The sequence below is a fragment of the Niveispirillum sp. BGYR6 genome (assembly GCF_027568365.1).
Classification (GTDB): Bacteria; Pseudomonadota; Alphaproteobacteria; order Azospirillales; family Azospirillaceae; genus Niveispirillum.
On sequence record NZ_JANLNL010000002.1, the window covers coordinates 819,328 to 844,203 of the forward strand.

The following is a 24,876-nucleotide window of genomic DNA, read 5'->3' on the forward strand; positions in this document are numbered from 1 at the left end:
GGATGGATGGCCGGAGCCATCCATCACAAATGATGGGCAGCGGCGGTGGCGGCGAAGGCTGCCACCTGCTGCCGCTGCCAGGTCTCATCCCGGCCCAGTTCGGCGGCCATCAGGGCGGCCACCTTGGGGGCGGCTTCCAAGGCTGCCGCCGCATCCAGCAGCAGGGCGCGGGTGCGCCTGGCCAGCACATCCTCCACCGTGCGCGCCATTTCGGCCCGCACAGCATGGATGACCAGGGCGGTCGGATAGGGCAGGCGCGGATGCAGCGGGGCGGCCAGGGCCGGATCGGATGCCATCAGCGCCCGCACCGCATCGGCATCAGCGCCATAGACGGTCAACGGATCGGCATAATCGCCCGCCTTCTCCACCCAGCCGGCCAGATGCCGGTCGGCTGTGTTGGAGGGCACGGACGGCAGCCCGGCCAGATCGGCGGCGCGATCCACCGTCTGTTCGGCCATCTTGCGATAGGTGGTCCATTTCCCGCCGGTCAGGGTGATCAGGCCGGAAGGGTCGGTGATGATCAGATGATCGCGCGGCACGGCCGAGGTGCCGGAGACACCATCGGCCTTCACCAGCGGGCGAATACCGCTGAACACGGCCAGCACATCGGCGCGGCTGGGGGCCTTCTCCAGATACAGCGCCGCATGGGTCAGCAGGAATTCGATTTCCTGTTCCAGCGGGCGCGGTTCCAGCGCGATCTCGGGGATGGGCGTGTCAGTGGTGCCGATGATGGTGCGGTCATGCCAGGGCACGGCGAACAGCACGCGGCCATCCGCCGTTTTCGGCACCATCACCGCATCATCCCCCGGCAGGAAGGACCGATCCAGCACCAGATGGATACCCTGGCTGAGCGACAGGGTGGAGGGGCGGGACGGATCGTCCAGATGCCGGGTCTGGTCGGTGAACAGTCCGGTGGCATTGATGATGGCGCGGGCGTTGGCCGTGCGTTCAACACCGGTTTCGCTGTCCACAAACCGCACCCCCGTCACCTTGCCAGCCTGCTTCAGCAGCCCGGTGACGGGGGCATGGTTGACCAGCACGGCCCCGGCTTCCGCCGCACTCAAGCCCAAAGTCAGGGCCAGCCGCGCATCATCGAACTGCCCGTCATAATAAAGGATGCCGGCCTTCAGCCCCGCCTGCTTCACCGTCGGCGCGCGGCGCAGAACCTCTGCCCGCGACAGCAGGCGGGACCGGCCCAGACCCAGCCGCCCGGCCAGCAGGTCGTACACCATCAGCCCGGCACCATAGAAGGCGGCATCCCACCAGCGATAGACGGGCACGACAAAGGGCTGTCTGCGGGTGACATGCGGGGCATTGGCCAGCAGCCGCCCCCGTTCACGTAGCGCATCCATCACCAGCCCGATATTGCCCTGCGCCAGGTAGCGCACACCGCCATGCACCAGCTTGGTGGAGCGCGAGGAGGTGCCCTTGGCGAAATCATGCGCTTCCAGCAGCAGGGCGCTGTATCCGCGCGCCGCCGCCTCCAGCGCCACGCCCAGGCCACTGGCCCCACCACCGATAATCACCAAGTCCCAACATTTGCCGGGTTCGGCATCCAGCCGGGCGATGGAAAGGTTGCGATCCAGGATCGACATTGTTTGTTCCCGTGAATTGGGGGGCTGGTTTGCCTACCGTCATTTCCCTTCCACCGTCACCCCGGCGAAGACCGGGGTGACGGTGGAGAGAGGGCATCGATGCCCCCTACACATCCCACCCCTTGGCGCGTTCCAGGGCGCGGCCCCAGCGTTCGTACAACCGGTCCCGTTCAACCGGCGTCATGCCCGGTTCAAACCGGTGCGCCAGCTTCCATTTCTCGTCCAACTCTTCCCGACTGCTCCAGACACCGGCCCCCAGCCCGGCCAGATAGGCCGCACCCAATGCCGTCGTCTCGGCAATGCGCGGCACCTCCACCGGCACGCCCAGCATGTCGGCCTGGAACTGCATCAGGAAATGGTTGGCGGTGGCCCCACCATCGGCGCGCAACTCCGTCAAGGGAATGCCCGCTTCCCGCTCCATCGCGCGCACCACGTCCAGGGTCTGGTACGCCATGGCTTCCAGGGCAGCGCGCACCATATGGGCGCGGCCGGTGCCGCGCGTCAGACCGCAGATCAGGCCGCGCGCATAGGGGTCCCAGTGCGGTGCCCCCAGCCCGGTCAGGGCTGGCACGAAATAGACCCCCTCATTGCTGCGGATGGAGCGGGCCAGTTCCTCCGTCTCCGCCGCGGAGGCAATCAGCCCCAGCCCGTCGCGCAACCATTGCACCGCCGCTCCGGTGACGAAGATCGCCCCTTCCAGCGCATATTCCACCGGTTCATCGCCGATGCCCCAGGCAATGGTGGTCAACAGGCTGCCCGGTCCCCGCCGGGCGGCGGTGCCCGTGTTCATCAGCATGAAGGAACCGGTGCCATAGGTGTTCTTGGCCAGCCCCGGCCCGTGGCAGGCCTGGCCGAACAGGGCCGCCTGCTGGTCCCCCGCCACGCCCGACACGGGGATGCCATGGGTGCCGAAGAAGCTGTCGGGATCGGTCAGCCCGTGGATGCAGGTGGAGGGGTTGACCTTGGGCAGGCAACAAGCCGGGATATCCATCAGGGCCAGGATATCCTCATCCCAGCGCAGTTCATGGATATTATAAAGCTGGGTGCGGGCGGCGTTGGAATAGTCGGTGACATGCGCCGCCCCGCCGGTCAGCTTCCAGATCAACCAACTATCGATGGTGCCGAACGCCACTTCTCCCTTATCCGCCCGTGCGCGCAGGCCCGGCACATGGTCCAGCAGCCAGCGGATTTTCGTGCCGGAGAAATAGGGGTCGATCACCAGCCCGGTCTTGTCGCGGATCATCGCCTCCACGCCGGACTGCCCGCGCAATTCCTCGCAATAAGATGCCGTGCGGCGATCCTGCCAGACGATGGCGCGGTGCAGCGGTTCCCCCGTCGCCCGGTCCCAGACCACCACGGTTTCGCGCTGGTTGGTGATGCCGATGGCGGCCAGATCATCGGCGCGCAGATGGGCCGCACGCAGGGCGCGGCCGATCACATCCAGCGTCACATGCCAAATCTCCAGCGCATCATGTTCCACCCAGCCGGTCTGGGGGAAATGCTGGGTGAATTCGGCATAGGCGCGGCCCACCATATTGGCGTCGCGGTCGAACACCAGCACGGTGGTGCCGGTGGTTCCCTGGTCGATGGCAAGCACATGGCCGGTCATTTTAAGCTTCTCCGATTGAGGAGTTATTGTTCCCGCACGGCCTTGGCGATGCGGGTCAGCGGCACCTTGGCCGTTGCATTGTGAAGCTGTTGCAGGCGGTGAACCTGGGTGGCCGATGCCATCACCGCATGGGCGAGCGCCAGATGACCCTCCCGGTGCAGCGCCAGCACATCCGCATCGGCCAGATCGCGCAGGCGACCTTCCCCGATGCTGTAGATCCCCTCAATCTGGTTTTCCCGCCCATCGCCGAAGGTCAGCAGCATGTCGACCGGGCAGATCAGGTCCAGCGCCGCCAGCCGGTCGACAAAGCCGCGCGCGGCGGCCAGATCATCACGCAGGCCGGCCAGCAGCCGGCCCAGTTGTTCGGTGCGCGCCGTCGGCTGGCCGTGCGCGTCGAACAAGGGGTCGCCGTCGCGGTCATGCAGCCGGTCCGTTTCCTCCTCCACCGCCAGATCGAACACGCCGCCGGCACCGGGGGCGAGGTGGAAGGGCTGGCGCAGCAGGTTGCGCGGCAGGTATGTGGCCTGCCAGCCGCCCTGGATCATGAACCAGCTTGCCGCCCCTTCCAGGGCGAACAAGGCGCAGAGGTTGAACCGGCCGCTATCGGCATGTTTCAGCAGAAAGATCGGGTAATCGGCCAGCGCGTCCCGCACCTCGCTGAGACCCAGTTGGGCATGGTTTTGGCGGGCGGCATGGCCCATGTCGGGCAAGGGGCGCAGGCGGGCGCTGGCGTGGCGGGCGGCGGTCAGGGGATGGATGGGCATGGGTGCTTCTCCTGATAACCGGGATCAGACCGGCTGCAGCCCGTATTGCTGAATACGGTTCAACAGGTCGCGGTGGCGCGGCAGGTCACGCAGGGCCTGTTGGCGCGCCCGCTCGGCCTGGGCAAAGGCGCGGCGCGCGCTGGCGGTTTCCGCCTTCACCTGGGCCAACCCGCTATAGTCCGCCGCAAAGCCCATCCCGTGCATGACATATTGATAAGAGGGCCAGGAAAACACCTCCGGCTGGTGCGGGAAATCGGCGGGCCCCGGCGGGTGGTAGCGCCACAGTTCCAGCTTCTCCCGCAATTCGACCGGGATGCTGGCCGGGTCCAGATTATCGCGCCAGAAGGCGGTATCTGTCCGCTTGGTCAGCACATAATGCAGCTTCAGGAATTCGATGATCCGATCCCAGTGATGGGTGAAGGCGCGGTTGAACTGACGGGACAGCGTATCCATCACCGCCCGGTTGGCGGGCAGCCGGTCGGCGATGAAATCCACCGCCGTTTCGATCAGCATCAGGGCCGATGCTTCCAGCGGTTCCAGGAAGCCGGCGGCCAGCCCGACGCCGACGCAATTATGCGTCCAGAAGCTGGCGCGGTGGCCGGCGCGGATTTTGATCAGGCGCGGGCTCAACCCGTCGGCAGCCGGGCCCAGATAGCGGCGCAGACTCTCTTCCGCCGCCTCATCACTCATATGCCGGCTGGAATAAACATGGCCGGTGCCGCGCCTTGTCGGCAGGCCGATATCCCAGATCCAGCCGGCATCCTGGGCGGTGGAAATGGTGTGGGTGGCAATCGGCGCATCGGGCCGGTCATAGGGCACCTGCAGCGCCAGCGCCCGGTCACAGAACAGCACGTCGCTGCAATCCTTGAACGGCACGCCATAGGTGCCCCCCAGCAGCAGGGAGGCGAAACCGGTGCAATCAACGAAGAAATCCCCGTCGACGCGGCCCGCCCCGCGCAGGGTCAGCCCGGTCAGGTCGCCGGCTTCATCCTGATGCACCTCGATAATGTCATCCACCATATGGATAACGCCCAGCTTTTCCACCGCATGATCCCGCAGCAGATCGGCGAATTTCCCGGCATCCAGATGATAGGCGTAATTGGCCAGCCCGGCATATTCCGGGCTGGTGATGGATTTCGGCGCCAACCCGGCGTCGCACAGGCTGGCCTGGAAATCCACCGCCTCGGCAAAATTCAACGGGTTCTCGCGGGCGAAAGCCTGCCAATGGCCGGACAGGTTGATCTGCGGTGCGCCCTGCGGCGGGTTCAGCGGGTGGTAATAGGCATCGCCAGCGCTGCCATCCGTCCAGCGGGCAAACTGGGCGCCCTGCTTGAAGGCGGCATCGCACTGGCGGATGAAATCGGTCTCCCGGATACCGATCTTGCGCAGGGTGTTGCGCATGGTCGGCCAGGTCCCCTCCCCCACCCCGATGGTGCCGATGACCGCCGATTCGATGAGGATGACGCGCACGCCACCCGCCAGGCTGGTACCATTGCGAGCGGCAATCCGGCCAGCGGCGATCCAGCCGGCGGAGCCGCCCCCGGCGATGACAACCGTTTTCACGGGCTTGTCCATAAACTCCTCCCACTTGATTATATTGGCATTTTTATGCCTTGGCGGGCAGACCGCAGCCCAACGGGCCGATGCAGATATACCACACGAGGGAACGTTTTAGCCCGAAAGCGTCAGTTCGTCGATTGCAATGTTATATTTATCTGATAATTCATATACAAGAAACCGACGGCAAGAACGGTGGAGGGGGCTCCTCCTCCGGCAGACGTCGAAAATCCGGGCGGCACAATCCTGTTCGGTCAGACCGGTACGCCCGGTCAGCAAGAAGTAATGTGTGGGAGGAGTGACATATGCTGAAAAAGACTATGGGCCGGCGCATGGCTGCCGGCCTGGGTGGTGTTGGCATGGCCGCGCTGTGCGCCCTGATCCCGGCAATGCCGGCGATGGCGCAGAATGCCAATGGTGCTACGGACGGCACGCTGGACGAAATCGTCGTCACCGGTATCCGCCGCTCCCTGCAGGCCTCGGCGGAAATGAAGCGTTCTGCCGGCATCGTGATGGACAGCATCGCCAGCGAAGATCTGGGCAAGTTCCCGGACAGCAACGTGGCGGAATCGCTGCAGCGCATCCCCGGCGTCTCCATCGACCGCAGCGGCGGCGAAGGCCGTTTTGTCACCGTGCGCGGCTTCGGGCCGGAATTCAACACGGTGCTGGTCAATGGCCGTTCCTTCGCCTCGGAAAACCAGGGCCGCGAATTCTCCTTCGACCTGCTGGCCGCCGAACTGATTTCCGGCGCCGACGTCTATAAGACCAGCCAGGCCCAGGTGCAGGATGGCGGCATCGGCTCCACCATCAATGTGAAGACGGCGCGCCCGTTTGATATTGGCGGCTTCAAGGCCATCGCGTCCGCCAAGGGCGTGTATGAAGAGAATAATAAGAAGGTCTCGCCGCAGGCTTTCGGCCTGCTGTCCGGCACCTTCAATGATGACAAGCTGGGCGCCCTGCTGGCCGTGTCTTACCAGAAGCGTGAGACGGAAACCCCGTCCACCACGGTGAACGGCTATCTGTCCGGCCAGACGATCGGCCCCTCCTCCAAGCCCATCGCCACCAATGTCTATGCCCCGCGCAACCTGGACATCGCCCAGGAGGATTCGGAGCGCGAACGCATTGGCGTCAACCTGACTACCCAGCTGCAGGCCAATGACGATCTGGTCTTCACCCTGGACGGGCTTTACAACAAGTTCACGGTGGATTCGACCAGCCATGCGCTCGGCAACTGGTTTGAACCGTCCAGCTATACCGCTGCGCAGATCGATTCCAACCGCACGGTCACCGGCCTGACGACCAACGGCAACGCCGACCTGATCATCAACAGCAACAACCGTAACGTCACCACCAAGGCCCTGGGTCTGAATGGTGCCTGGAACGTCAATGACAATCTGACGGTGAAGGCGGACGCTTCCTGGTCCAAGGCTGCCAATAATAATGGTGGCAAGAATATCTTCACCGTTATCGGCATTCCCTCCACCTACAGCTTCCAGCAGGCGGATGGCGGCGGCTTCCCCTCGGTCTTCGGTCACACCACCTCGCTGACCGACCCGACGCGGGGCCGCACCCATATCGCCATCCGTCAGGGCAATGACGAGGCGGAAGAGGTGTTCGAGTACAAGCTGGACACCGAATGGAAGAGCGATGGCGGCGTGCTGGATGCCATCCGTTTCGGCCTGATCAATACCAACCGCGAAAAGACCAGCAATTCGGTCACCAGCGACCCGAACATCCAGTGCCTGTATTGCGGTTATCCGACTTCGGCTGATGCTTCCCTGTTGAAGCCGTTCAGCCTGGGCAGCTTCCTGGGTTCCGGCGGGCGTTTCCCGGCCAATTTCATGACCTATGACGCCAACGCCTATTTCAGCTTCCTGGAAAGCCCGGCGGCGGCGGCAGCCCTGGATAAGGCCCAGGGTCTGGCACCCGGCACCACGGCGGCCCGTCTGGCCGCCAGCAAGGGCTATACCGCGACCCGCCAGCCCAATTCCTTCTCCGTGAAGGAAAATGTCTATGGCGGTTATGTGGATACTGATTTCAAGGGTGACCTGGGCAACATGCCCTGGTTCGTGAATATCGGCTTCCGCTATATCCATACCGAAGTGAAGGCCGCAGGCCAGCAGCGGGCTTTGACCGACATTCTGCCGGTGGCCAACGACCCCACCATCTATACGGCGGTCTATGCCAATAACGGCGTGCCGGTGGCGACCAGCCAGAGCAGCAGCTATGACTACCTGCTGCCCAGCCTGAATGTGAAGATCGACCTGACGGACGATGTGATCGCCCGTTTCGGCGCTTCCCGCACGCTGACCCGTCCGCAGATCAGCGATATGGCGCCGCGTGTCAGCTTTGATACGGTGCGTCCGGCCAGCCTGGACGCTTCGGGCGGCAACCCGTCGCTGAAGCCCTACACCTCTGACAATTTCGACATGTCGTTCGAATGGTACCCGACCCGTACCACCACCTTGTCGGCGGCCGCTTTCTATAAGCGCGTCAACAATTTCGTGGTGCAGACCCGGGCGGACGAGGTGTTCAACATCGCCAATGCCGGCAAGCTGGCGGTGGGTGCCGGTGGCGTGACCGGGCCGAACCAGGTGACGTTCAGCGTGCGCCGTCCGCGTAACGCGCAGAGCGCCAATGTCCATGGGTTTGAGTTCAACGTGAACCACACGATGGATTACCTGCCCGGTCTGCTGGCCGGTTTCGGTGTCCAGGCGAATGCCACCTTCGTGGACAGCAACGCCGTGTTCGACCCCAGCTCCACCACCACCTCCTTCGCGCTGGAAGGTTTGGGCGACAGCCAGAACCTGGCCGTTTTCTATGAAATGGACGGGCTGTCGGCACGCGTCGCCTATAACCGCCGCGAACGTTTCCTGGAAAATCTGGTCAATCCCAGCGCTGGTTCCGATCCGGTCTATCGCCGGACCTATGATCAGGTTGACGCCCGCGTCAGCTACAATGTGCTTGAGAATGTGCAGGTCTTCGCTGAAGGCACCAATATTTTCGGCAGCGAAGTCGTCACCACCGGCCGCTTCGACAATCAGGTCCTGACCTATGTCGATACGGGTGCCCGTTACGCAATCGGTGTCCGCGCCGATTTCTAACGGTTTTTTGACTCTCCCTTCTTCCTCAGGATCCCTGAAAGGGGGCGGCCCGTCCGCCCCCTTATTTTTATTGCGGGAGAAGGGTTGGAAATGTCGACCTTAACTCTACGGCTGCAAGGCCAGCACGGCGGCCCCGATCAACCCGGCATTGGCCCCCAGCTCGGCCGGCACCAGCAACGGCTCCTCCGTCCGCCGCAGGATCAGGGCGCGGACGGCCTGATCCAGGGCCGCCACCAGCGGGGCCGATGAGCCGAGGCCGCCACCCACCGGCACCAGATGCGGGCCGATAGCATTGACCAGCAGGGCCAGCGGTTCAGACACCAGTTCCAGGAAGATGGACATGGTGCGGCTGCTGAGAGCCTCACCCGCCTGCCAGCCGTCAACGATGCCGCGACTGTCCAGCCCCTGGCCCGTCAGATGGCGGTGCAGCCGTTCCAACCCGCGCGCACTGCCGAAGGTTTCAATACAGCCCACCCCACCGCAGCCGCATTCCAGCCGGGGAATGGCGACGGGGGGCGATCCGGCCATGGTTTTCACAATGGCGCCATGGCCCCATTCCCCGGTGATGCCGGCAGCCCCGGAAATCAACCGGCCACCCACCACCAGCCCGCCACCGATGCCGGTACCCAGGATGATGCCGAACACCACCCGGTGGCCCCGCCCGGCGCCAACGGTGGCCTCCGCCAGGGCGAAGCAATCGGCATCATTGGCCACCCGCACCGGGCGACCCAGCGCCACCGTCAGTTCCGCCGCCAGCCGGTGCCCCACCAGACCGCCCAGGTTGGAGGCGGCGGTCAGGATGCCGCTGTCGGGATCAACGATGCCGGCCATGGAGATGGCCAGCGGCGCATCCGCCGGCTGCCCCGCGCCATGGCGGGCGCAGAGGCCGGCCAGCGCCGCCACGAAATCCGCCCAGCTATGGGCCGGGGTCGGCACCTGATCGACCTGTCGCACCGCCTCCCCATTGCGGGGGGCGAGGCCGAATTTCATGAAGGAACCGCCGATATCGACACAGAAAGCCACGGCAGACACACCCGTTCGTCAGCTTCTCGGGTCAAGCAGGTCGCGCAGACCGTCGCCGAGGATGTTGAAACCAAGCACGGTCAGCATGATCGCCAGACCGGGAAACAGGGACATATAGATATTCACGCCCAGATAGTTGCGCCCATCGCTCATCATCGCCCCCCATTCCGGCATGGGCGGCTGGGCCCCCATACCCAGGAAGGACAGGCTGGCCGCTGACAAAACCACCGTACCCGCCGTCAGGGTGGATTGCACGATGACGGGGCCAAGGGCGTTGCGCAGGATATGGTCGAACATGATGCGCGGGGTGGATGCGCCCAGGGCGCGTGCCGCCTCCACATAATCCATGCTTTTCAGGCCCAGGGCCACGTTGCGCATCAGCCGCGCATAGACCGGCACGGAGAAAATGGCGATGGCGATCAACAGGTTGAACAGGCCCGGCCCCAGGATGGAGACGATCAGGATGGCCAGCACCACGCCGGGAAAGGCGAACAGTACATCCATGGTCCACATGATCACCTGATCGACCAGCCCCCCGATGGTGCCGGCGGCCAGCCCCAGCGGCACGCCCACCAGCACCGCCAGCCCGACGCCCACCACCACCTCCAGCAAAGACAGCCGCGCACCATAGAGCACGCGGGCCAGCAGGTCGCGGCCATTATCATCGGTGCCGAACGGATGGTCCCAACTGGGCGGCAAAAGCGCGTCGGACAGCACCTGTTCATAGGGATCGGCGGGCGACAGCAGCGGGGCCAGGATGGCGGCCAGCAGCACCAGCCCCACCAGCAAGCCGCCGATGAAGATGCTGCGGCGACGGGACAGCCAGCGCCTGCGGCGACGGGCCTTGCTGTCCATGGGGGCGGTGATCTCGGTCATGGCGGCCCTCAATCAAACCGGATGCGGGGATTGATGGCCGCGATCAGCATCTCGGCCAGGAAATTCATCATGACGACGGCGGTGACGGCCACCAGGGTGACGCCCTGCACCGTCGGGTAATCACGGAAGCGCACGGAATCCACCAGTAGCCGGCCCAGGCCGGGCCAGTTGAACACCGATTCCGTCACCACCGCCCCGCCCAACATGCTGCCGAAATTCAGCCCGATGATGGTGACGATGGGCACCAGGGCATTGCGCAGCGCGTGCTTGCGCATCACCACCCGTTCAGGCAGGCCCTTGGCGCGGGCGGTGCGGATATAATCTTGGCCCACCACCTCTATCATTGAGGCGCGTGTCATCCGGGCAATCACCGCCGTCGGCATCACCGCCAGGGTGATGGCCGGCATGATGTAATGTTTCCATGTGCCCGACCCCATCAGCGGCAGCCAGCCCAGTTCCACCGCGAAGTAATTCATCGCCAGCAGGGCCAGCCAGAAATTGGCGATGGAGGCGCCGGCAATGGCGAACAGCATGGTTGCCTGATCGGGCCAGCGGTTGCGGTTGACCGCCGCCGCCATGCCCGCCGACAGGCCCACGGAAATGGCGATGCCATAGGCGACCAGGGCCAGCGAAATGGTTTTGGGCAGCCGTTCGGCGATTTCCACTGTCACCGGTCGGCCCGACCGGATGGAGGTGCCCAGGTCACCCCCCAGCGCCGACCCGGCGAAACGCAGATATTGCAGCGGCAGGGGATCATCCAGCCCCAGGCGGACGCGCATGGCATCCACCGCTTCCTGCGGTGCCTCCGGTCCTGCCATCAGGCGGGCGGGGTCGCCCGGTAGGGCGCGCAGGGCCACGAAGACCAGCAGCGAGACACCCAGCAGGATCAGCGGCAGGGTGACCAGTTTCTTCAGCAGATAAATATGCATGTTAAGGCTTCACCGCATCGCGCACGGCGATGCCGCCGCCCGGTTCCGTCCACAGGTTCTGGATGTTGGCCTGGGCGGCGAACAGATCCTTTTTGTAGTACAGCAGCACATGCGGCGCGTCGGCGTTGATCAGTTTCTGCGCCTCCCCATACAGCGCGTTGCGGGCGGCCTCATCCGCTGTCGCCGCCGCCTTGTCCAGCAAGCCATCTAAAGTGGGGGAGGAATAGAAGCCCAGATTGGCCCCGGTCGGCACGAAGCTGGCCGTGTGGTAGAGCGGGCGCAACTGCATATCCGCCCCATTCACCCCCGATGACCAGGAGGTGAGGATAGCGCCCGTACCTTCCTTGGCCTTCTGATCCGGGTTGGCGAAGGCGGCATTGGACCAGACGCCGCTTTCCATTTTGCGGACCTCCAGCTTCACGCCGATCTTGGCCCACATGCCCTGCAGCACCTCGGCAATACGCGCCTCTGGTTCCTGCACCGCCACCGACAGGCTGAACCCGTCCAGCAATCCAGCCTGAACCAGCAGTTCCTTGGCCTTTACGGGGTCGAACGGATAGGGGTTCAGGCTGGCATCATAGCCGGGGGTGACGGGGGAGAGGGGGGAATTGGCCGGGCGGCCAAAGCCGAACATGATCGCCTTCACCAGGGCAGCCCGGTCGGTGGCCAGGTTCAGGGCCTGACGCACCCGCACATCATCCAACGGCTTCTGTTTCAGGTTCAGCGCCACGAAGAACACCACCGCCCCGTCACTTTCATGCAGCGTCAGAGCGGTATTGGCCTTGACCATGCGGGCGAATACCGGCGGCAACGGGTTGACAATATCCACCTCCCCCGCCTGGATCGCCATGTTCAGCACGGATTGTTCGGCGGTCCAGGTCCATTTGATGCGTTCCGTGCCGCCCGGCTTGCCCCAGTAACCGGGGAAACGTTCTTCCAGCACATATTCGCCGGAGCGATATTCCACCAGCCGGTAAGGCCCGGTGCCCACGGCCAGGCGGGACAGGGTGCCGGCGGCATCGGCCTGGGGGCTGACCATCAGGGCGGGGCCGGTGGTCAGCAGCGACAGGAAGGCCGGGTACGGCCCCTTCAGGGTGAACTGGACATTCATCTCATCCAGCGCCACCACGCTGGCCAGCACCTGCCGGATGCGGCCGGATGCCGCCAGACCGCGCTTGGCGTCCAGATGGCGCTGAAAATTCTTCACCACCACATCGGCATTGAACGGCGTGCCGTCATGGAAGCTGACGCCGGGCCGCAGCTTGAAGGTCCAGACCAGCCCGGCCGCATCGCTGGACCATTCGGTGGCCAACGCCGGTTCCAACTGCAATTGCCGGTTCCGCCGCACCAGCCCTTCATAAAGCGGTTCCAGCACCGTGTAGGTGAAGGTCGCCGTCTGGTCGCCGGGGTCCATGCTGCGCGGCGCCTCATTCTGCAACACGTTCAGCGTCGCGGCAGGGGCCGCCAAAGGCAGCCCCGCCAACAGCCCGGCAAACAGGGTGGCCGCCACAAAGCGACCCTTCCTGACATTTGGCAACCCACGCGCCTTCATCGGCTTGAAACCCCTGCCCAGCAGCAAACTTTACCAACCCTACCAAAAGCCTCTTCACTTTTGAACTAATTATGCGTAATAAATTTAGAAATTGAACTTAACCCTCAGGCCCATCTCCCTGATGCTCAACCCCACCCAACGTCAGGCCCTGCGCACCATCGCGGAAGGCGGGCCGCTCAGCCGCAGCGATCTGGCCGAACGGCTGGATCTCAGCAAGGCGGCGATGACGACGCTGGTGCGCGACCTGATTCAGGATGGCATCCTGCGGGAGACGGAGACGGTACGCGGCGTGGGCCGCCCCTCCATCCTGCTGGGCATCAACCCGGCCTGTGCCTATTTCGTCGGTGTCTCGCTGATCGACGATCCGATGATGATGGTGCTAACCGACCTGAATGGCGACATTCTGGCCCAGGCCTCGCAGCCCCGGTCGCGTGAACCGCTTTCCGTGGCGCGGGATGTGGCGGCGGGCATTGGCCTGCTGTTGGACGGCAAGCCGGTGCAGCGGGACCAGTTGGCCGGCATCGGCGTCACCCTGTCCGGTCTGGTGGACCCATCGCAGGGCACCTGCCTGCAATCCACCCTGCTGGGCTGGCAGGATGTGCCCCTGTCCGCCATGGTGGAGGGGGCAACGGGCCTGCCCACCTATATGGAAAATGATGCCAAGGCCGTGGCGATCAGCCAGCATCTTTATGGGGCCGCCCGCGATGTGCGGTCCTTCTGTCTGGTCTCCGTCGGGGCCGGCATTGGCTCAGCCCATGTGATTGACGGTCAGCTTTACCGGGGTCGCCGCGGTGGTGCCGGTGAAATCGCCCATTGCACGATTGAAATCGGCGGTCGCCCCTGCCGCTGCGGCAAGCGCGGCTGCCTGGATACCATCGCCTCGGTCAGTGCCATTCTGGGCGAAGCGGCTTCATCGGGCCTGCCCTGCCAAAGCGTGGCGGAACTGGAAGCCCTGGCCGCCACGGGGGAGGCCCGCGCCGTGCGCATCCTGCACCATGCCGGCGAAGCGCTGGGGCTGGCCATTGCCCATATCATCCAGATCAACGATCCCGAACTGATCCTGATCACCCATGATGAGGCACCGCTGGACGGGCTGATCGGCCGGGCCATGCGGCAGGCCATTGATGCCCATGTGCTGCCGCTGTCGGCCGGGCAGACCCCCATCCACATCGTCCGCACCCAGCCCGACCATTGGGCGCGCGGGGCGGCCGGTCTGGTGGCGCATAAATTCTTCCACGATCCCGATTTCTTCCAATAAAGGCACCCGGACCATGCGCATCGCTGTCGGCGGCATCCATATCGAATGTTCGACCTACAACCCCGTGCTGAACCGGGCGGAAGATTTCATGGTCGTGCGCGGTGACGCCCTGCTGGCGGCCCCCCGCTTTGCCTTTCTGGGGGATTATCCGGCTCAGTTCCTGCCCACCATCCACGCCCGCGCCATTGCCGGCGGCCCGGTAGCGCGGGAAACCTATGAGGCGTTCAAGGCCGAATTCCTGGAACGGCTGGCGGCCACCCTGCCCATTGATGGCCTGTATCTGGCCATGCATGGCGCCATGTTCGTGGAAGGGATGGAGGATGCGGAGGGGGACTGGATCAGTGCCGCCCGCGCCCTGGTCGGCCCCGATTGCCCGATTACCGTCAGCTATGACCTGCATGGCAATGTCTCGCAGCGGATTATCGATGCGATCGACATGTATTCCACCTACCGCACCGCGCCGCATATTGATGTGGAAGAGACGATGCGCCGCGCCGTCACCATGCTGGTGCGCAGCCTGGAAACCGGGGTGAAGCCCATCCTGCTGTGGGCGCCGATCCCGGTGGTGCTGCCGGGCGAACGCACCTCCACCGTCGATGAACCGGCCAAAAGCCTCTATGCCATGTTGCCGGCGATCGATGCCATTCCCGGAATCTGGGATGCCTCCCTGATGGTGGGCTATGTCTGGGCGGATGAACCGCGCGCCACGGCCGCCGCCATCCTGACCGGCACCGACCGCGCCGTGCTGGAACGGGAGGCCAAGCGCATCGCCCAAGCCTATTGGGAGGCGCGCGACCAGTTTGTCTTCGGCACCGATACCGGCAGCATTGAGGAATGCGTCGCCAAGGCCATTGCCAGCCAAACCCATCCGGTGGTGCTGGCCGATAGCGGTGACAACCCCACCGGTGGCGGGGTGGGCGACCGGGCGGATGTGCTGGGCGAGCTGATCCGCCAGGGGGCGGATGGGGTGATCATCGCCGCCATCACCGACCTGCCGGCCCTGGAAGCCGCCTTTGCCGCCGGCGAAGGCGCGGAAATCACGGTGAGTGTGGGGGCAACACTGGACCCTGCCAGCCCGCGCGTAACGGTGACGGCGCAGGTTACGCGCCTGATCAGCCATGCGGTGCCGGCGGAACGCGAAGCGGTGCTGACGCTGGGCGGGATCACCCTGGTGCTGGCCGCCCGCCGCCGCCCCTATCACAATATCGCCGACTTCACCCGCCTGGGGCTGGACCCGCTGGCGGCCAAGATCGTCGTCGTCAAATCGGGCTATCTGTCGCCCGAACTGGCCCCCATCGCCAACCCGGCGCTGATGGCGCTGTCGCCTGGCGTGGTGGACCAGTTCGTGGAGCGGCTGGCCCGCAACCGTAAAGTGACACCAACCTATCCGTGGGACCGTGATGTCAGCTTCACGCCCGTGGCCACGCTGTCGGCCCGGTCGCGCTGATGATCCGCATCGAAGCCCCGCCGGTTCTGGAGGTTCGCGACCTGCAAACCTGGTTCGATACCGAACGCGGGCTGGTGCGGTCGGTGGATGGTGTCAGTTTTTCCGCCCGGCCCGGTGAAACCGTGGCCATTGTGGGCGAAAGCGGATCAGGCAAAAGCGTCACCAGCCTTTCGGTGATGCGCCTGATTGCGGCCCCGGCAGGAAAGATCATGGGGGGATCGATCCTGTTCCGGGGCCGCGACGGAGGTGTGCGCGATCTGGTCACTGCCGATGCGGCGACCATGCGCACCCTGCGCGGCAATGAAATCTCGATGATTTTTCAAGAGCCGATGACCTCCCTCAACCCCGTCTATCCGGTGGGGGACCAGATTGCCGAGGCCATCGCCCTGCATCGCAACCTGGGCCGGAAAGCGGCCTGGGCGGAGGCGGTGGCGATGCTGGAACGGGTGGGCATTCCGGCCCCCGCATCCCGTGCCAAGGATTATCCGCACCAGATGTCAGGCGGGATGCGCCAGCGGGTGATGATCGCCATGGCGCTGGCCTGCCGCCCGCTGCTGCTGATCGCCGATGAGCCGACCACAGCCCTGGATGTCACCATCCAGGCACAAATCCTGGAACTGATGCGCCAGGCGCAGCGCGAGATGGGCATGGCCATCCTGTTCATCACCCATAATCTGGGTGTGGTGGCGGAAATGGCCGACCGGGTGGTGGTGATGTATGGCGGGCGGGTGGTAGAATCCGGCCCGATTGATCAGGTCTTTCGCACCCCGTTGCACCCCTATACGCGCGGCCTGATGGCCAGCGTGCCGGGATCGCCCTTCCGCTTTCGTGATGCGCGCGGGCGGCTGCGGCTGCAGGCCATTCCCGGCAATGTGCCGGACCCGCGCAACCTGCCGCCCGGCTGTGCCTTTGCCAGCCGCTGCGCGTCGGCCACCGACGCCTGCACCGCCGCCATGCCACCGTTGGAGGCAGCCGCCGCCGATCATCAGGTGCGTTGCGTGCGCTGGAAGGAGCTGCTGCCATGAACGCGCCGTTGCTGGATGTGCGTGACCTGACGACGACCTTCCCGGTCGGCACCAATCTGCTGGGCCGCCCAAAGGCCAAGGTTCATGCGGTGGATCAGGTCAGCTTTTCCATCCGCCGGGGCGAGATGGTGGGGCTGGTGGGGGAATCCGGTTCCGGCAAGACGACGGTGGGCCGCTCCATCCTGCGGCTGACGCAGCCGACATCCGGCGCCGTGACTTTTGACGGCACCGATATCCTGAAACTGAAACCAGCCGCCTTTCAGGCCTATCGCCGGCGGATGCAACTGATCTTCCAAGACCCGTTCGCCAGCCTGGACCCGCGCAAGAATATTGAAGGCATCATCGCTGAGCCGCTTTCCATCCACCGGCTGGTGCCGCGGGCCGAACGGCGGGAGCGGATTGCTGAGTTGCTGGGGATGGTGGGGCTGCCGCCCGACGCCATGAAGCGCTATCCGCATGAATTTTCCGGCGGCCAGCGCCAGCGCATCGGCATTGCCCGCGCGCTGGCGGTGAAGCCGGATTTCATCGTCGCCGATGAACCGGTCTCGGCGCTTGATGTCTCCATCCAGGCGCAGGTCTTGAACCTGTTGCAGGATTTGCAGGCCGATCTGGGCCTGACCATGCTGTTCATCTCCCACGATCTGGCCGTGGTGGAACATGCCTGTGACCGCATCGTAGTGATGTATATGGGCCGGATCATGGAGACGGCCGACACCGCCGATCTTTATGCCAATCCCCGCCACCCCTATACCCGCGCCCTGCTGTCGGCCGTGCCATCGCTGGATCTGGACCGGCGGCGGGAAAAGATCATCCTGAAGGGTGATATCCCCAGCCCGATCAACCCGCCCAGCGGCTGCGTCTTCCGCACCCGCTGCCCGCACGCAACGGAGATTTGCGCGCAGGAACGGCCGGTGCTGGCGGAAGCCAGCCCCGGCCATGCCGTGGCCTGCCTGCGGGCGGGGGAGATTTAACGCTTCACCGCCCCCACCTGCCGATGCCGCAGATAGGCAATCAAGGCATCGGGATAATCAGTCTGGATCATGCTGACCCCTGCCCCGATCATGCGGCCCCAGACGCCATCCGGGTCACGCGTGGCCATTTCATCGCTGCCCAGCCCGGCGATGAAACCGTCAAACAGGCTGTTTACCCACAGGCGCACGCCCTGTCGCTTTGCCTCGGCCGCCAGATCGGGAAGATAACGAAAATCCATATAGGGCGCTTCATAGGCAACAGGCAGCCGATCTGCCTGCCCCTGATGCCTTGCCACCGCCACCAGATCGCTTCCCGCCCGGTCAGCGGAAGCCAATATGGGCACAAAAGGCACCTGACGGTAAGGTTCAATGCCCGATAATGGCGGGGAACCCGCACCGGCCACGTTTTTCACCAGAACCCGATCGGCGACGCCCAAGCGGATGACGGTGGCGACGACCTCCGCATAGATTGCGTCCTTGACGTCAAGGTTGAAGATGATCCGCCCTTGCCCCCGCAACAGCATTTCCTCCAGCGTTGGCACCTGCGCATCCGTCAGGGGGGCCTTCTCGCCGCCTTCATCGGCCCGCAGACGGAACTGGCGGATCTGATCCAGGGTCAGCGCGGATACTTTGCCCTGGCCGTTGGTCGTGCGATCAATGCTGTCATCATGGATCATCACCAGATAGCCGTCTTTGGTCCGGCGTACATCAGTTTCCATGACATCCACCCCAAGGGCGACGCAGCGCTCCAGGGTTTCAAGGGAATTTTCCGGCGCGGTCCCCGCCAGCTTCAGCGAAGGGATCGGATTGTGACACCCCCGATGCGCGATGACGATAATGTCAGCGGGGGATTTGTTGATTTTGTTGGCGATTTTTGTCGCATTATTCTCAGCCTTAGCCGGAAGTCCGCTGCCAAGGACAAGCGATATGAGCAATGTCAGTGCAAATGCACGCATTTTTACCTCACCATGACGGAAACAGTGATCGGGGCCTGCTGACGGTTCAACATATTCATCCCCAGGGAATTCAGTTGCTGCAACGGGCGCAAAATCACCATTTACGACTCAGCATCAGCCGGTAGTTGCGACCAAAGATCGTGCGGCCAAAAATTGCCGTGGGCACCCCCTGACCGGCCAGACGGTCACCCGCTGTATTGCCTTCGGTCATCCCCTTGGCGTTGGTGATATTGTCTCCCACCACCTGGACGCTCCAGTCACCATGGTCGTAAGTAGCACCCACGGTGAAATAACCATAGGAGGGAAGCGCTGTGTTATTGAAGAAGTCTGTATAACGCTTGCTCACGTAATCGTAGCGCCCATAGAGGCTGAGGTTGTCTTCTTCTATCGGGATGTTGAAGGTCGGCTGGATATTGAAGAAAATTTTTGGCTCACGCACAATCTGCTTGCCATTTGCGCGGCTGCCATCAGCACCGGTGTTGCTGCTGAAGTCGATATAGTTCGGCTCCTGATAGGTAAATGCGCCGGCCAGCGACAGCGCGTCGGTGATCTGCCACTTCCCATCAGCCTCCACGCCCTTGTTTTCGGCATTGCCGATGAAGTTGATGGTTTGGTCGCTGCGCCCCGTCTGCGGATTGAAAGCGGTGAAGCTGGCGTTCAGCGGGTCGAACTTCGTGTAGAAGCCCGTCAGATAAAGATAGGTGCGGCCGAAACTGGCCTTTACGCCGACTTCATGCATTCGCGCGTTGCTCGCCGCCAGCGACGGGGTGGGATAGGTGCTGGTAATCGAGGCGACGGGCGGCACCTCAAGCCGGGAGGTGCGGGCGTAAATACCGAAATGGTCGGTAAGGTCGAAATTGCCCCCCACGGTCCAGTTGGTTGCCGTAACGTCGAGCGACTGGGTACCCACCGCACCGGTAAATGCGCGGGTGGCATCATCGGCAAGCGTCGTCTTGTCACCCAGATCCGCCGTACCGGTGAGGCGGCCATAACCATCATAGCTGTAGCGTTCGTGGCGCAGGCCCACATCAATGCGCAGCCGATCCGTCACGTCCCAGGTATCCGCGCCATAGAAGGCAAAGAGCCGACCGTCATAGCCGCCACTGTTCAAGGAGGCCGCAACATTCAAGGCCCCCTTATCGGTGACGAAGCCGACGGCAGTGCCGCCAGCATTATAGGCAGCAAGATCAAGCAGCCGCGGCTGGGTACGCACCTGCATCAGGTAGTTCTGATAGAGGGCAAAATTGTCCAGGCCCCAGAGCGCACCATAAAGGCCGAAACGGACATCATGACTGCCAAAGCCGGTTTCGAACTTTCGCGTCAGGCTGACGTCACTTTGCCCAGAATAGAAATCGGCCGTCACCGACCGATACTGCGCCTGCACCACCAGACCGGAATCACGGGCGGGATCATAGATCCCCGCCCCGCCAGTGCCGGCAAACGCATAGCCCATGCGGGCGACACCGCTGCCAAAGGCAGCCTGCGATCGGGCCAGGAAGCCCGCCGCATAGCTGGCCGCGTCAACCGGATTGGTTGTGGTGTAGAGCGCGTCAAAATGGTTGCGGCCGCTTGTATAGCCCGCCTTGGCCGACAAGGTCCAATCGGCGAACGCGCCCTGATAATCAATGCCAATATTGGTGAAGCGCATGTGGCGACCGTTGGCAAGGTCACCCTGAACGGATTGCAATACGCCCGCACCATCGCGGTAGCGCAGGGTCGCCGCGCGGAGTTCCGGCGTGTGGAGCGTCCCCTTGTGGTAATCGATATAGGGGTCAAGGCTGACAGCCGTGTTTCGCGGATCGGCTGTCGGGGCCGACAGATAGAAAAGGTTGTGATCATCGGTAAACTGGCCCGAGACCTTCACATAGCCGTTATCAAACTCATGCTTGATGTTCCCCCGGATTTGGCCACCCCGGTCCGACGGGAAACCATTGTCACGATAGCCTTCGTGATAACGATAGAAGCCGCCGATGGCGAAAGTCGTGCTGTCGCTGATCGGGCCGGATTGCACCGCGTCAAGGCGATAAAGCCCGGTCGAGCCCAGCGTCAGCTGGGCCTTGCCCCGCGCAACCTGATCCCCGGTGACCGTGACCACATTGGCAATCGCGGCGGCGGCGCTGGCGAAAATCGGGGCCGGGCCGCCGCGCACAACTTCCAGACGCTCCGTCATCAGGTCGAAGCGGTTCATGCCATCGCCCTGATTGAAAAAGAAACCGTCCAGCTCATGGTAGAGCGGCAGGCCATCCTGCTGATAGTAAAGATAGCCGCGATCCGTGGGAATGCCCCGGACGCGCGTGATATTCTGCACCTCACCGCCGGATTGCTCGACATGAATACCCGGCACGGCGCTGATCAGGTCCGTCATGCTCTTCGGGGCCAGGCGCAGGATATCGGCCTGCGACAAGCTGTTCACGGCATAGGACACATCGAACCGGCGCTGCTGGCGCACCGATCCGGTGACAACGATTTCCTCCAGCTGATCCGTGTTGTCCGCCGGCGCTTCCTGCCCCATCGCACCGGCAGCGTTACAAACGATTGCAAAAACGGCAACTCCACCCCATACGCTCCGCTTCATCTCGCTTCCCCATTATCCAAAGCCCCCTCCCTGACAAGACAGGGCTGGTCTGTGCCGCAATCTAGGGGGGACGCGTGACGCATATATTTATTTATTAGAAAATAAATCGGTGTCGCTGCGCTATCTCTCAGACCCCGTCACCGCCGGCTGGTCTGGGCATGGATCGGCACCAGCCCAGCCCCGAGACAGACGGCGGAACTGCACAGCTCAGAGGCGATGATCTGTGGGCGCGGGGCGGCATAATCATTCCTTTCCCAGTCCTGCAGGCGCGCGGCGATGCCCGCCGGCAGTGCCGGCGGCAAAGCCCCGGAAATCACGATGGCCCCGGGATCAAGCCATGCCGTGCCGCCAGCGACCACCGGCGCAAGCTGCCGCGCCACCCGATCCATCCATTGTTCAAACAGGGCGGGGTGCAGAAGCAGCAGCGATTGCAGCCCGCTCAAATCCTTGATCGCAATCCCGTGGCCACGCAGGGTGCCGATGAGATCAATGCCGGAAGGCCGTTGCGGGCTGAGAGGGAATAGCCGACCGATTTCCCCGGCATTGCCATATTCACCGCGATAAAGCTCACGCTCCGCAACGATGCCGCCGCCCAGCCCATGCCCCAGAAAAAGCATAAGGATGGTTCGATGGTTGCGTAAGATGCGTTCCTGGTAATATTCAGCAAGGGCGGCGGCGGTGGCGTCATTCTCGATCCAGATCGGCATATCCAGGATATCGCTGAACAGCGGTATCAGCGGCTGATTGCGCCAGCCCCCCAGCCAGGGCACCACAGCGCGCCGTTCCTCCGCCCCCACCAGATAGCCCGGCACGGCCACGCCCAGCCCCAGAAACCGGCGTTGCGTCAGACCCAGCCGGGCCGCCAGCACGGTCAACCGTTCATCCACGGCCAGGGCAAAATCGCGCGGGCTTTTGCTTTCAAAGGGAAGACTGTCCTGGGCCAGCACGGTGCCGGCGAAATCCACCAGCATCACCTCCAGCCAGCCCGGATGGTAGGTGGCCCCCGCCGCAAAGGCGCCATCGCCGGAAATGCCCAGCGGGACCATGGGTCGCCCCTTGATCCTGGCGTTCAGCCCCTCTTCCTCACGGATCAGGCCGAGATTGATCAGCTCGCGGGAAAAGCGGGTGATGGCGGCATTGCTCTGCCCCAGGGCAGCGGCCAGCTGGGACCGCGCCGTCGGGCCATAGACACGCAAGTGCCAGATCATCCGCTTTTGCAGTTCCGACAGGGACAATCCCCGTTGCCGTCCACCGAACATGGATCTCCCCTTTAATTTACATTAGTGAAATATATAGAAAATCCGCGTGGATTTCGACCGTGGCAACGTTCAGAAGCGGCGAGCCAGCCGCCAACAGGCCAGGCTGGAAAGCAGCGGCGCCAGCATGGCAATGCCGATGCTGATCGTCGCTTCCGACAGGCCGCTGTCAACCCCGCCAGCCAATGCCAGGGCCAGCAGGCCATTGCCCGCACCAGCCGATATTTTCAGCACCGCCAGGAACACCCCGATGGGAAAGGCGTGCAGCGCCGCTGTCGGGCCGATCTCATGCCGGATCACCAGGGCCAGCCGGGCCCATAGCGCCATGGTCATGCTGCCTTGCGCGGCACCGATGAGCAACAGGACCGGAAAGGCCAGCACCGGCGCCAGCAAGGCCGTCGCCAATAACAGCGGCAACGCCACCGCCATCAGCGCATGGGCGGCCCGCATCACGGTTGCCGTGGCGGGCATTCTGTGCCCCAGCACCAAAAACAGCCCCAGCATGGCGATCTGGCCGATGGAAAGTAACAGCATGGCCAGGCCTGCCCAGGCGGGATCATCAAACAGGGAACGACCAATGTAAGGCAGCCCCTTCATGAACAGGCCGGTTACACCCGCTTGCAAAATGACCAGTACACAGACGCGCCGGAACAGAAGATTCCCGAACAATGATCGCAACAAGGACCGCACATCCGACCTGACCAGCGCCTCCCGATGCATCAGGCAATTGTTGCGCAGGCGCGTCGCCACCAACAAACTGCTGATGTAAATTGCCCCGCCCGCCCAGGCGATATTCTGGAAGGCCGCTTGGCGCGCCGCTTCATCCGGCATGGAAACCGCCATCTTGAAAGCCAGTCCGGTGGCGATCGTCCCGCTGGCGCTGAACAGCAGGCGTAAACTGGTGATGGTGGTGGCCTGCCGTTCTTTGGGGGAAAGGTTCACCAGCAGCGCATTATGGGCCACATCGCACAATGTGAAGCCAATCCGGCATAGCCAGCAGAACAGGGCCGTCAGCATGGGCCAGCCAGGGGCAAGCTGGAAAATCCCGATGAAAGACAGGCCGCAAAGCGGCGCCCCGAGATAGAGCAGCCAACGCAAGAGATCATCGCGCGATGATCGATCCACTTGAAAGCTGACCAGGGTATCGCCCACAGCGTCCAGAACCGCCGCCACCAGCAGGATGATGCCGGCATCCACCAGGGACAGCCCCGCCACCATGGTCAGATAGAAGAGCAGGATGACATCAAACACCGACAGGACGATCACCTTGCCGGCATTTCCGGAGGCGTACAGCACGGACTGAACAACCAAAACGGCCCCTCCGCCAAAGGCAGAATCCCCCGAAACCGACAAGGAACACCGCTATGGTACAGCCGCCTTCCTATCATAAAATCATGATAGGGATGTGACCCTGATACCAAAGGCACCCACCCCAATGGCTGTTTGACATCAGCAACCTGCCGCCAGATCATTCACGATTGAGCCATCAGTTGGGATGATCCATGCGTCGGTGCCGCCTGCTTCCCCTCCCCGCTTTGCTGGGTTGCCTGTTGCTGGGGGCCTGCGCCAGCCAGCCGCCCGTAACAGGCCCGCAGGCGGCAGCCACGCCCCCCACCCCCCAGACCATGGCCCCCGCTCTGATCGCCCAGGTGCCGGAAAGCGGCCCCCTTACCCTGCCGGCGGAGCCGCCCGCTGCGGTCGCCCTGGTGGCGGAGGGCCGGAAATATCTGCGGGGGGAAGAGATACCGGTGGATGAAGGCCGGGCCTTCGCCCTGTTCCAGCAGGCGGCCGATCTGGGCAGCCCGACCGGCCGCTATCGGCTGGGACTGGTCCATCTGACCAGCCGGGAAGGCCGGGGCGATCCGCAAAAGGCAGCCCAGCTGATATTGCCGCTGGCCCAGCAGGGCCATCCGGATGCAGCCTTCCTGCTGGGGCTGGTCGCCAGCGGCTTCACCCCCGCCCCCAGCCTGTTGCCGGCAGCCGGGGAATCCAGCCTGCGACAAGCCCCCTATTGGTTCAACATCGCCCGGCGGGCCGGACAGGCCAATGCGCGCCGCGCCTATGAACAGCAATTGGCGGCGATGCGGGAAGATGGCGTTATCCCCGCCGGCAGCGGCACCGGCGATGATTTTGCCAGCGCCATCCGCTTCAAGGGCAGAATCGCCAGCAGCGACGAAGGGGTGCCGCTGGAATACCGCACCATCGGCCCTCTGTTCCCCGGCTGGAAACGGCAAAGCCAGGCCCTGATCGAGCAAGAGGGAAAGCACTATGATGTGCTGACCCTGGTGAATGAGCACCAGCAGAAGGTGTTGGTCTATTTCGACATCAGCGACTGGATAGGGATGGGGAAAGCCCGCTGAGCAACAGATGCCCCATTGG

General features: G+C 63.7%; 18 protein-coding genes. 6 read left to right on the forward strand and 12 right to left on the reverse strand.

Translation table 11 applies throughout. The features are described 5' to 3' along the window. Positions 1–23 precede the first annotated feature (23 nt). The 4 genes from PCJ49_RS07805 to PCJ49_RS07820 all read right to left on the reverse strand — a co-directional run bounded on the left by PCJ49_RS07805 (position 24) and on the right by PCJ49_RS07820 (position 5,531). The gene (locus tag PCJ49_RS07805) at positions 24–1,595 is read right to left on the reverse strand and encodes a glycerol-3-phosphate dehydrogenase/oxidase (RefSeq protein WP_269910425.1); all 1,572 of its coding nucleotides are present in this window, start codon (positions 1,593–1,595) and stop codon (positions 24–26) included. Between the two features lie 106 nt (positions 1,596–1,701). After that, a complete protein-coding gene (glpK, locus tag PCJ49_RS07810; RefSeq protein ID WP_269910426.1) occupies positions 1,702–3,204 on the reverse strand; it encodes a glycerol kinase GlpK in 1,503 nt (500 codons plus the stop codon). A gap of 23 nt (positions 3,205–3,227) precedes the next feature. After that, positions 3,228–3,968, reverse strand: coding sequence for a SapC family protein (locus PCJ49_RS07815; RefSeq protein WP_269910427.1), 741 nt, complete (start codon positions 3,966–3,968; stop codon positions 3,228–3,230). Positions 3,969–3,992: 24 nt separating this feature from the next. Beyond that, complete coding sequence (locus tag PCJ49_RS07820) at positions 3,993–5,531, reverse strand: tryptophan halogenase family protein (protein WP_269910428.1); 1,539 nt, start codon at positions 5,529–5,531, stop codon at positions 3,993–3,995. Between the two features lie 299 nt (positions 5,532–5,830). On the opposite strand from PCJ49_RS07820, the gene PCJ49_RS07825 reads away from it, so the two are divergent. Then, on the forward strand, positions 5,831–8,629 hold the full coding sequence (locus PCJ49_RS07825; protein ID WP_269910429.1) for a TonB-dependent receptor: 2,799 nt from the start codon (positions 5,831–5,833) through the stop codon (positions 8,627–8,629). A 105-nt stretch (positions 8,630–8,734) separates the two neighbouring features. Here the strand turns inward: PCJ49_RS07825 and PCJ49_RS07830 are convergent, their stop codons facing one another. Genes PCJ49_RS07830 through PCJ49_RS07845 form a run of 4 tightly spaced genes read right to left on the reverse strand, consistent with a single transcriptional unit; the run spans position 8,735 to position 12,967 of the window. Next, the gene (locus PCJ49_RS07830) at positions 8,735–9,652 is read right to left on the reverse strand and encodes an ROK family protein (RefSeq protein WP_269910430.1); all 918 of its coding nucleotides are present in this window, start codon (positions 9,650–9,652) and stop codon (positions 8,735–8,737) included. An 18-nt stretch (positions 9,653–9,670) separates the two neighbouring features. Next, on the reverse strand, positions 9,671–10,528 hold the full coding sequence (locus PCJ49_RS07835; RefSeq protein ID WP_269910431.1) for an ABC transporter permease: 858 nt from the start codon (positions 10,526–10,528) through the stop codon (positions 9,671–9,673). Positions 10,529–10,536: 8 nt separating this feature from the next. Next, a complete protein-coding gene (locus PCJ49_RS07840; RefSeq protein ID WP_269910432.1) occupies positions 10,537–11,457 on the reverse strand; it encodes an ABC transporter permease in 921 nt (306 codons plus the stop codon). A gap of 1 nt (position 11,458) precedes the next feature. Continuing rightward, positions 11,459–12,967 carry an ABC transporter substrate-binding protein gene (locus PCJ49_RS07845; RefSeq protein ID WP_269910433.1) on the reverse strand — a complete coding sequence of 503 codons (1,509 nt, stop codon included), beginning with the start codon at positions 12,965–12,967 and terminating at the stop codon, positions 11,459–11,461. 163 nt (positions 12,968–13,130) lie between these two features. On the opposite strand from PCJ49_RS07845, the gene PCJ49_RS07850 reads away from it, so the two are divergent. Genes PCJ49_RS07850 through PCJ49_RS07865 form a run of 4 tightly spaced genes read left to right on the forward strand, consistent with a single transcriptional unit; the run spans position 13,131 to position 17,710 of the window. After that, positions 13,131–14,267, forward strand: coding sequence for an ROK family transcriptional regulator (locus tag PCJ49_RS07850; RefSeq protein WP_269910434.1), 1,137 nt, complete (start codon positions 13,131–13,133; stop codon positions 14,265–14,267). 13 nt (positions 14,268–14,280) lie between these two features. Beyond that, positions 14,281–15,714: a M81 family metallopeptidase gene (locus PCJ49_RS07855; protein ID WP_269910435.1), complete on the forward strand. Its 1,434-nt coding sequence runs from the start codon at positions 14,281–14,283 to the stop codon at positions 15,712–15,714. Continuing rightward, positions 15,714–16,739: an ABC transporter ATP-binding protein gene (locus PCJ49_RS07860; RefSeq protein ID WP_269910436.1), complete on the forward strand. Its 1,026-nt coding sequence runs from the start codon at positions 15,714–15,716 to the stop codon at positions 16,737–16,739. Before PCJ49_RS07855 ends, PCJ49_RS07860 begins: the two co-directional genes overlap by 1 nt. Then, positions 16,736–17,710, forward strand: a complete 975-nt coding sequence (locus PCJ49_RS07865) for a dipeptide ABC transporter ATP-binding protein (protein ID WP_269910437.1) — start codon at positions 16,736–16,738, stop codon at positions 17,708–17,710. The genes PCJ49_RS07860 and PCJ49_RS07865 overlap by 4 nt, the downstream gene beginning before the upstream one ends. On the opposite strand, the gene PCJ49_RS07870 is transcribed toward PCJ49_RS07865, so the two are convergent. From PCJ49_RS07870 to PCJ49_RS07885, 4 genes are all read right to left on the reverse strand, one after another. Beyond that, positions 17,707–18,666, reverse strand: a complete 960-nt coding sequence (locus tag PCJ49_RS07870) for a glycerophosphodiester phosphodiesterase family protein (RefSeq protein ID WP_269910438.1) — start codon at positions 18,664–18,666, stop codon at positions 17,707–17,709. The two genes, PCJ49_RS07865 and PCJ49_RS07870, sit on opposite strands and share 4 nt — an antisense overlap. A gap of 94 nt (positions 18,667–18,760) precedes the next feature. Further along, the gene (locus tag PCJ49_RS07875) at positions 18,761–21,241 is read right to left on the reverse strand and encodes a TonB-dependent receptor (protein WP_269910439.1); all 2,481 of its coding nucleotides are present in this window, start codon (positions 21,239–21,241) and stop codon (positions 18,761–18,763) included. 137 nt (positions 21,242–21,378) lie between these two features. After that, positions 21,379–22,500, reverse strand: coding sequence for an ROK family protein (locus PCJ49_RS07880; protein ID WP_269910440.1), 1,122 nt, complete (start codon positions 22,498–22,500; stop codon positions 21,379–21,381). 69 nt (positions 22,501–22,569) lie between these two features. Continuing rightward, the gene (locus PCJ49_RS07885) at positions 22,570–23,808 is read right to left on the reverse strand and encodes an MFS transporter (protein WP_269910441.1); all 1,239 of its coding nucleotides are present in this window, start codon (positions 23,806–23,808) and stop codon (positions 22,570–22,572) included. Positions 23,809–23,999: 191 nt separating this feature from the next. Between PCJ49_RS07885 and PCJ49_RS07890 the strand changes: the two genes are divergently transcribed. Further along, entirely contained in the window at positions 24,000–24,857 is an 858-nt protein-coding gene (locus tag PCJ49_RS07890) for a hypothetical protein (protein ID WP_269910442.1), read from the forward strand. Positions 24,858–24,876: the final 19 nt, after the last annotated feature.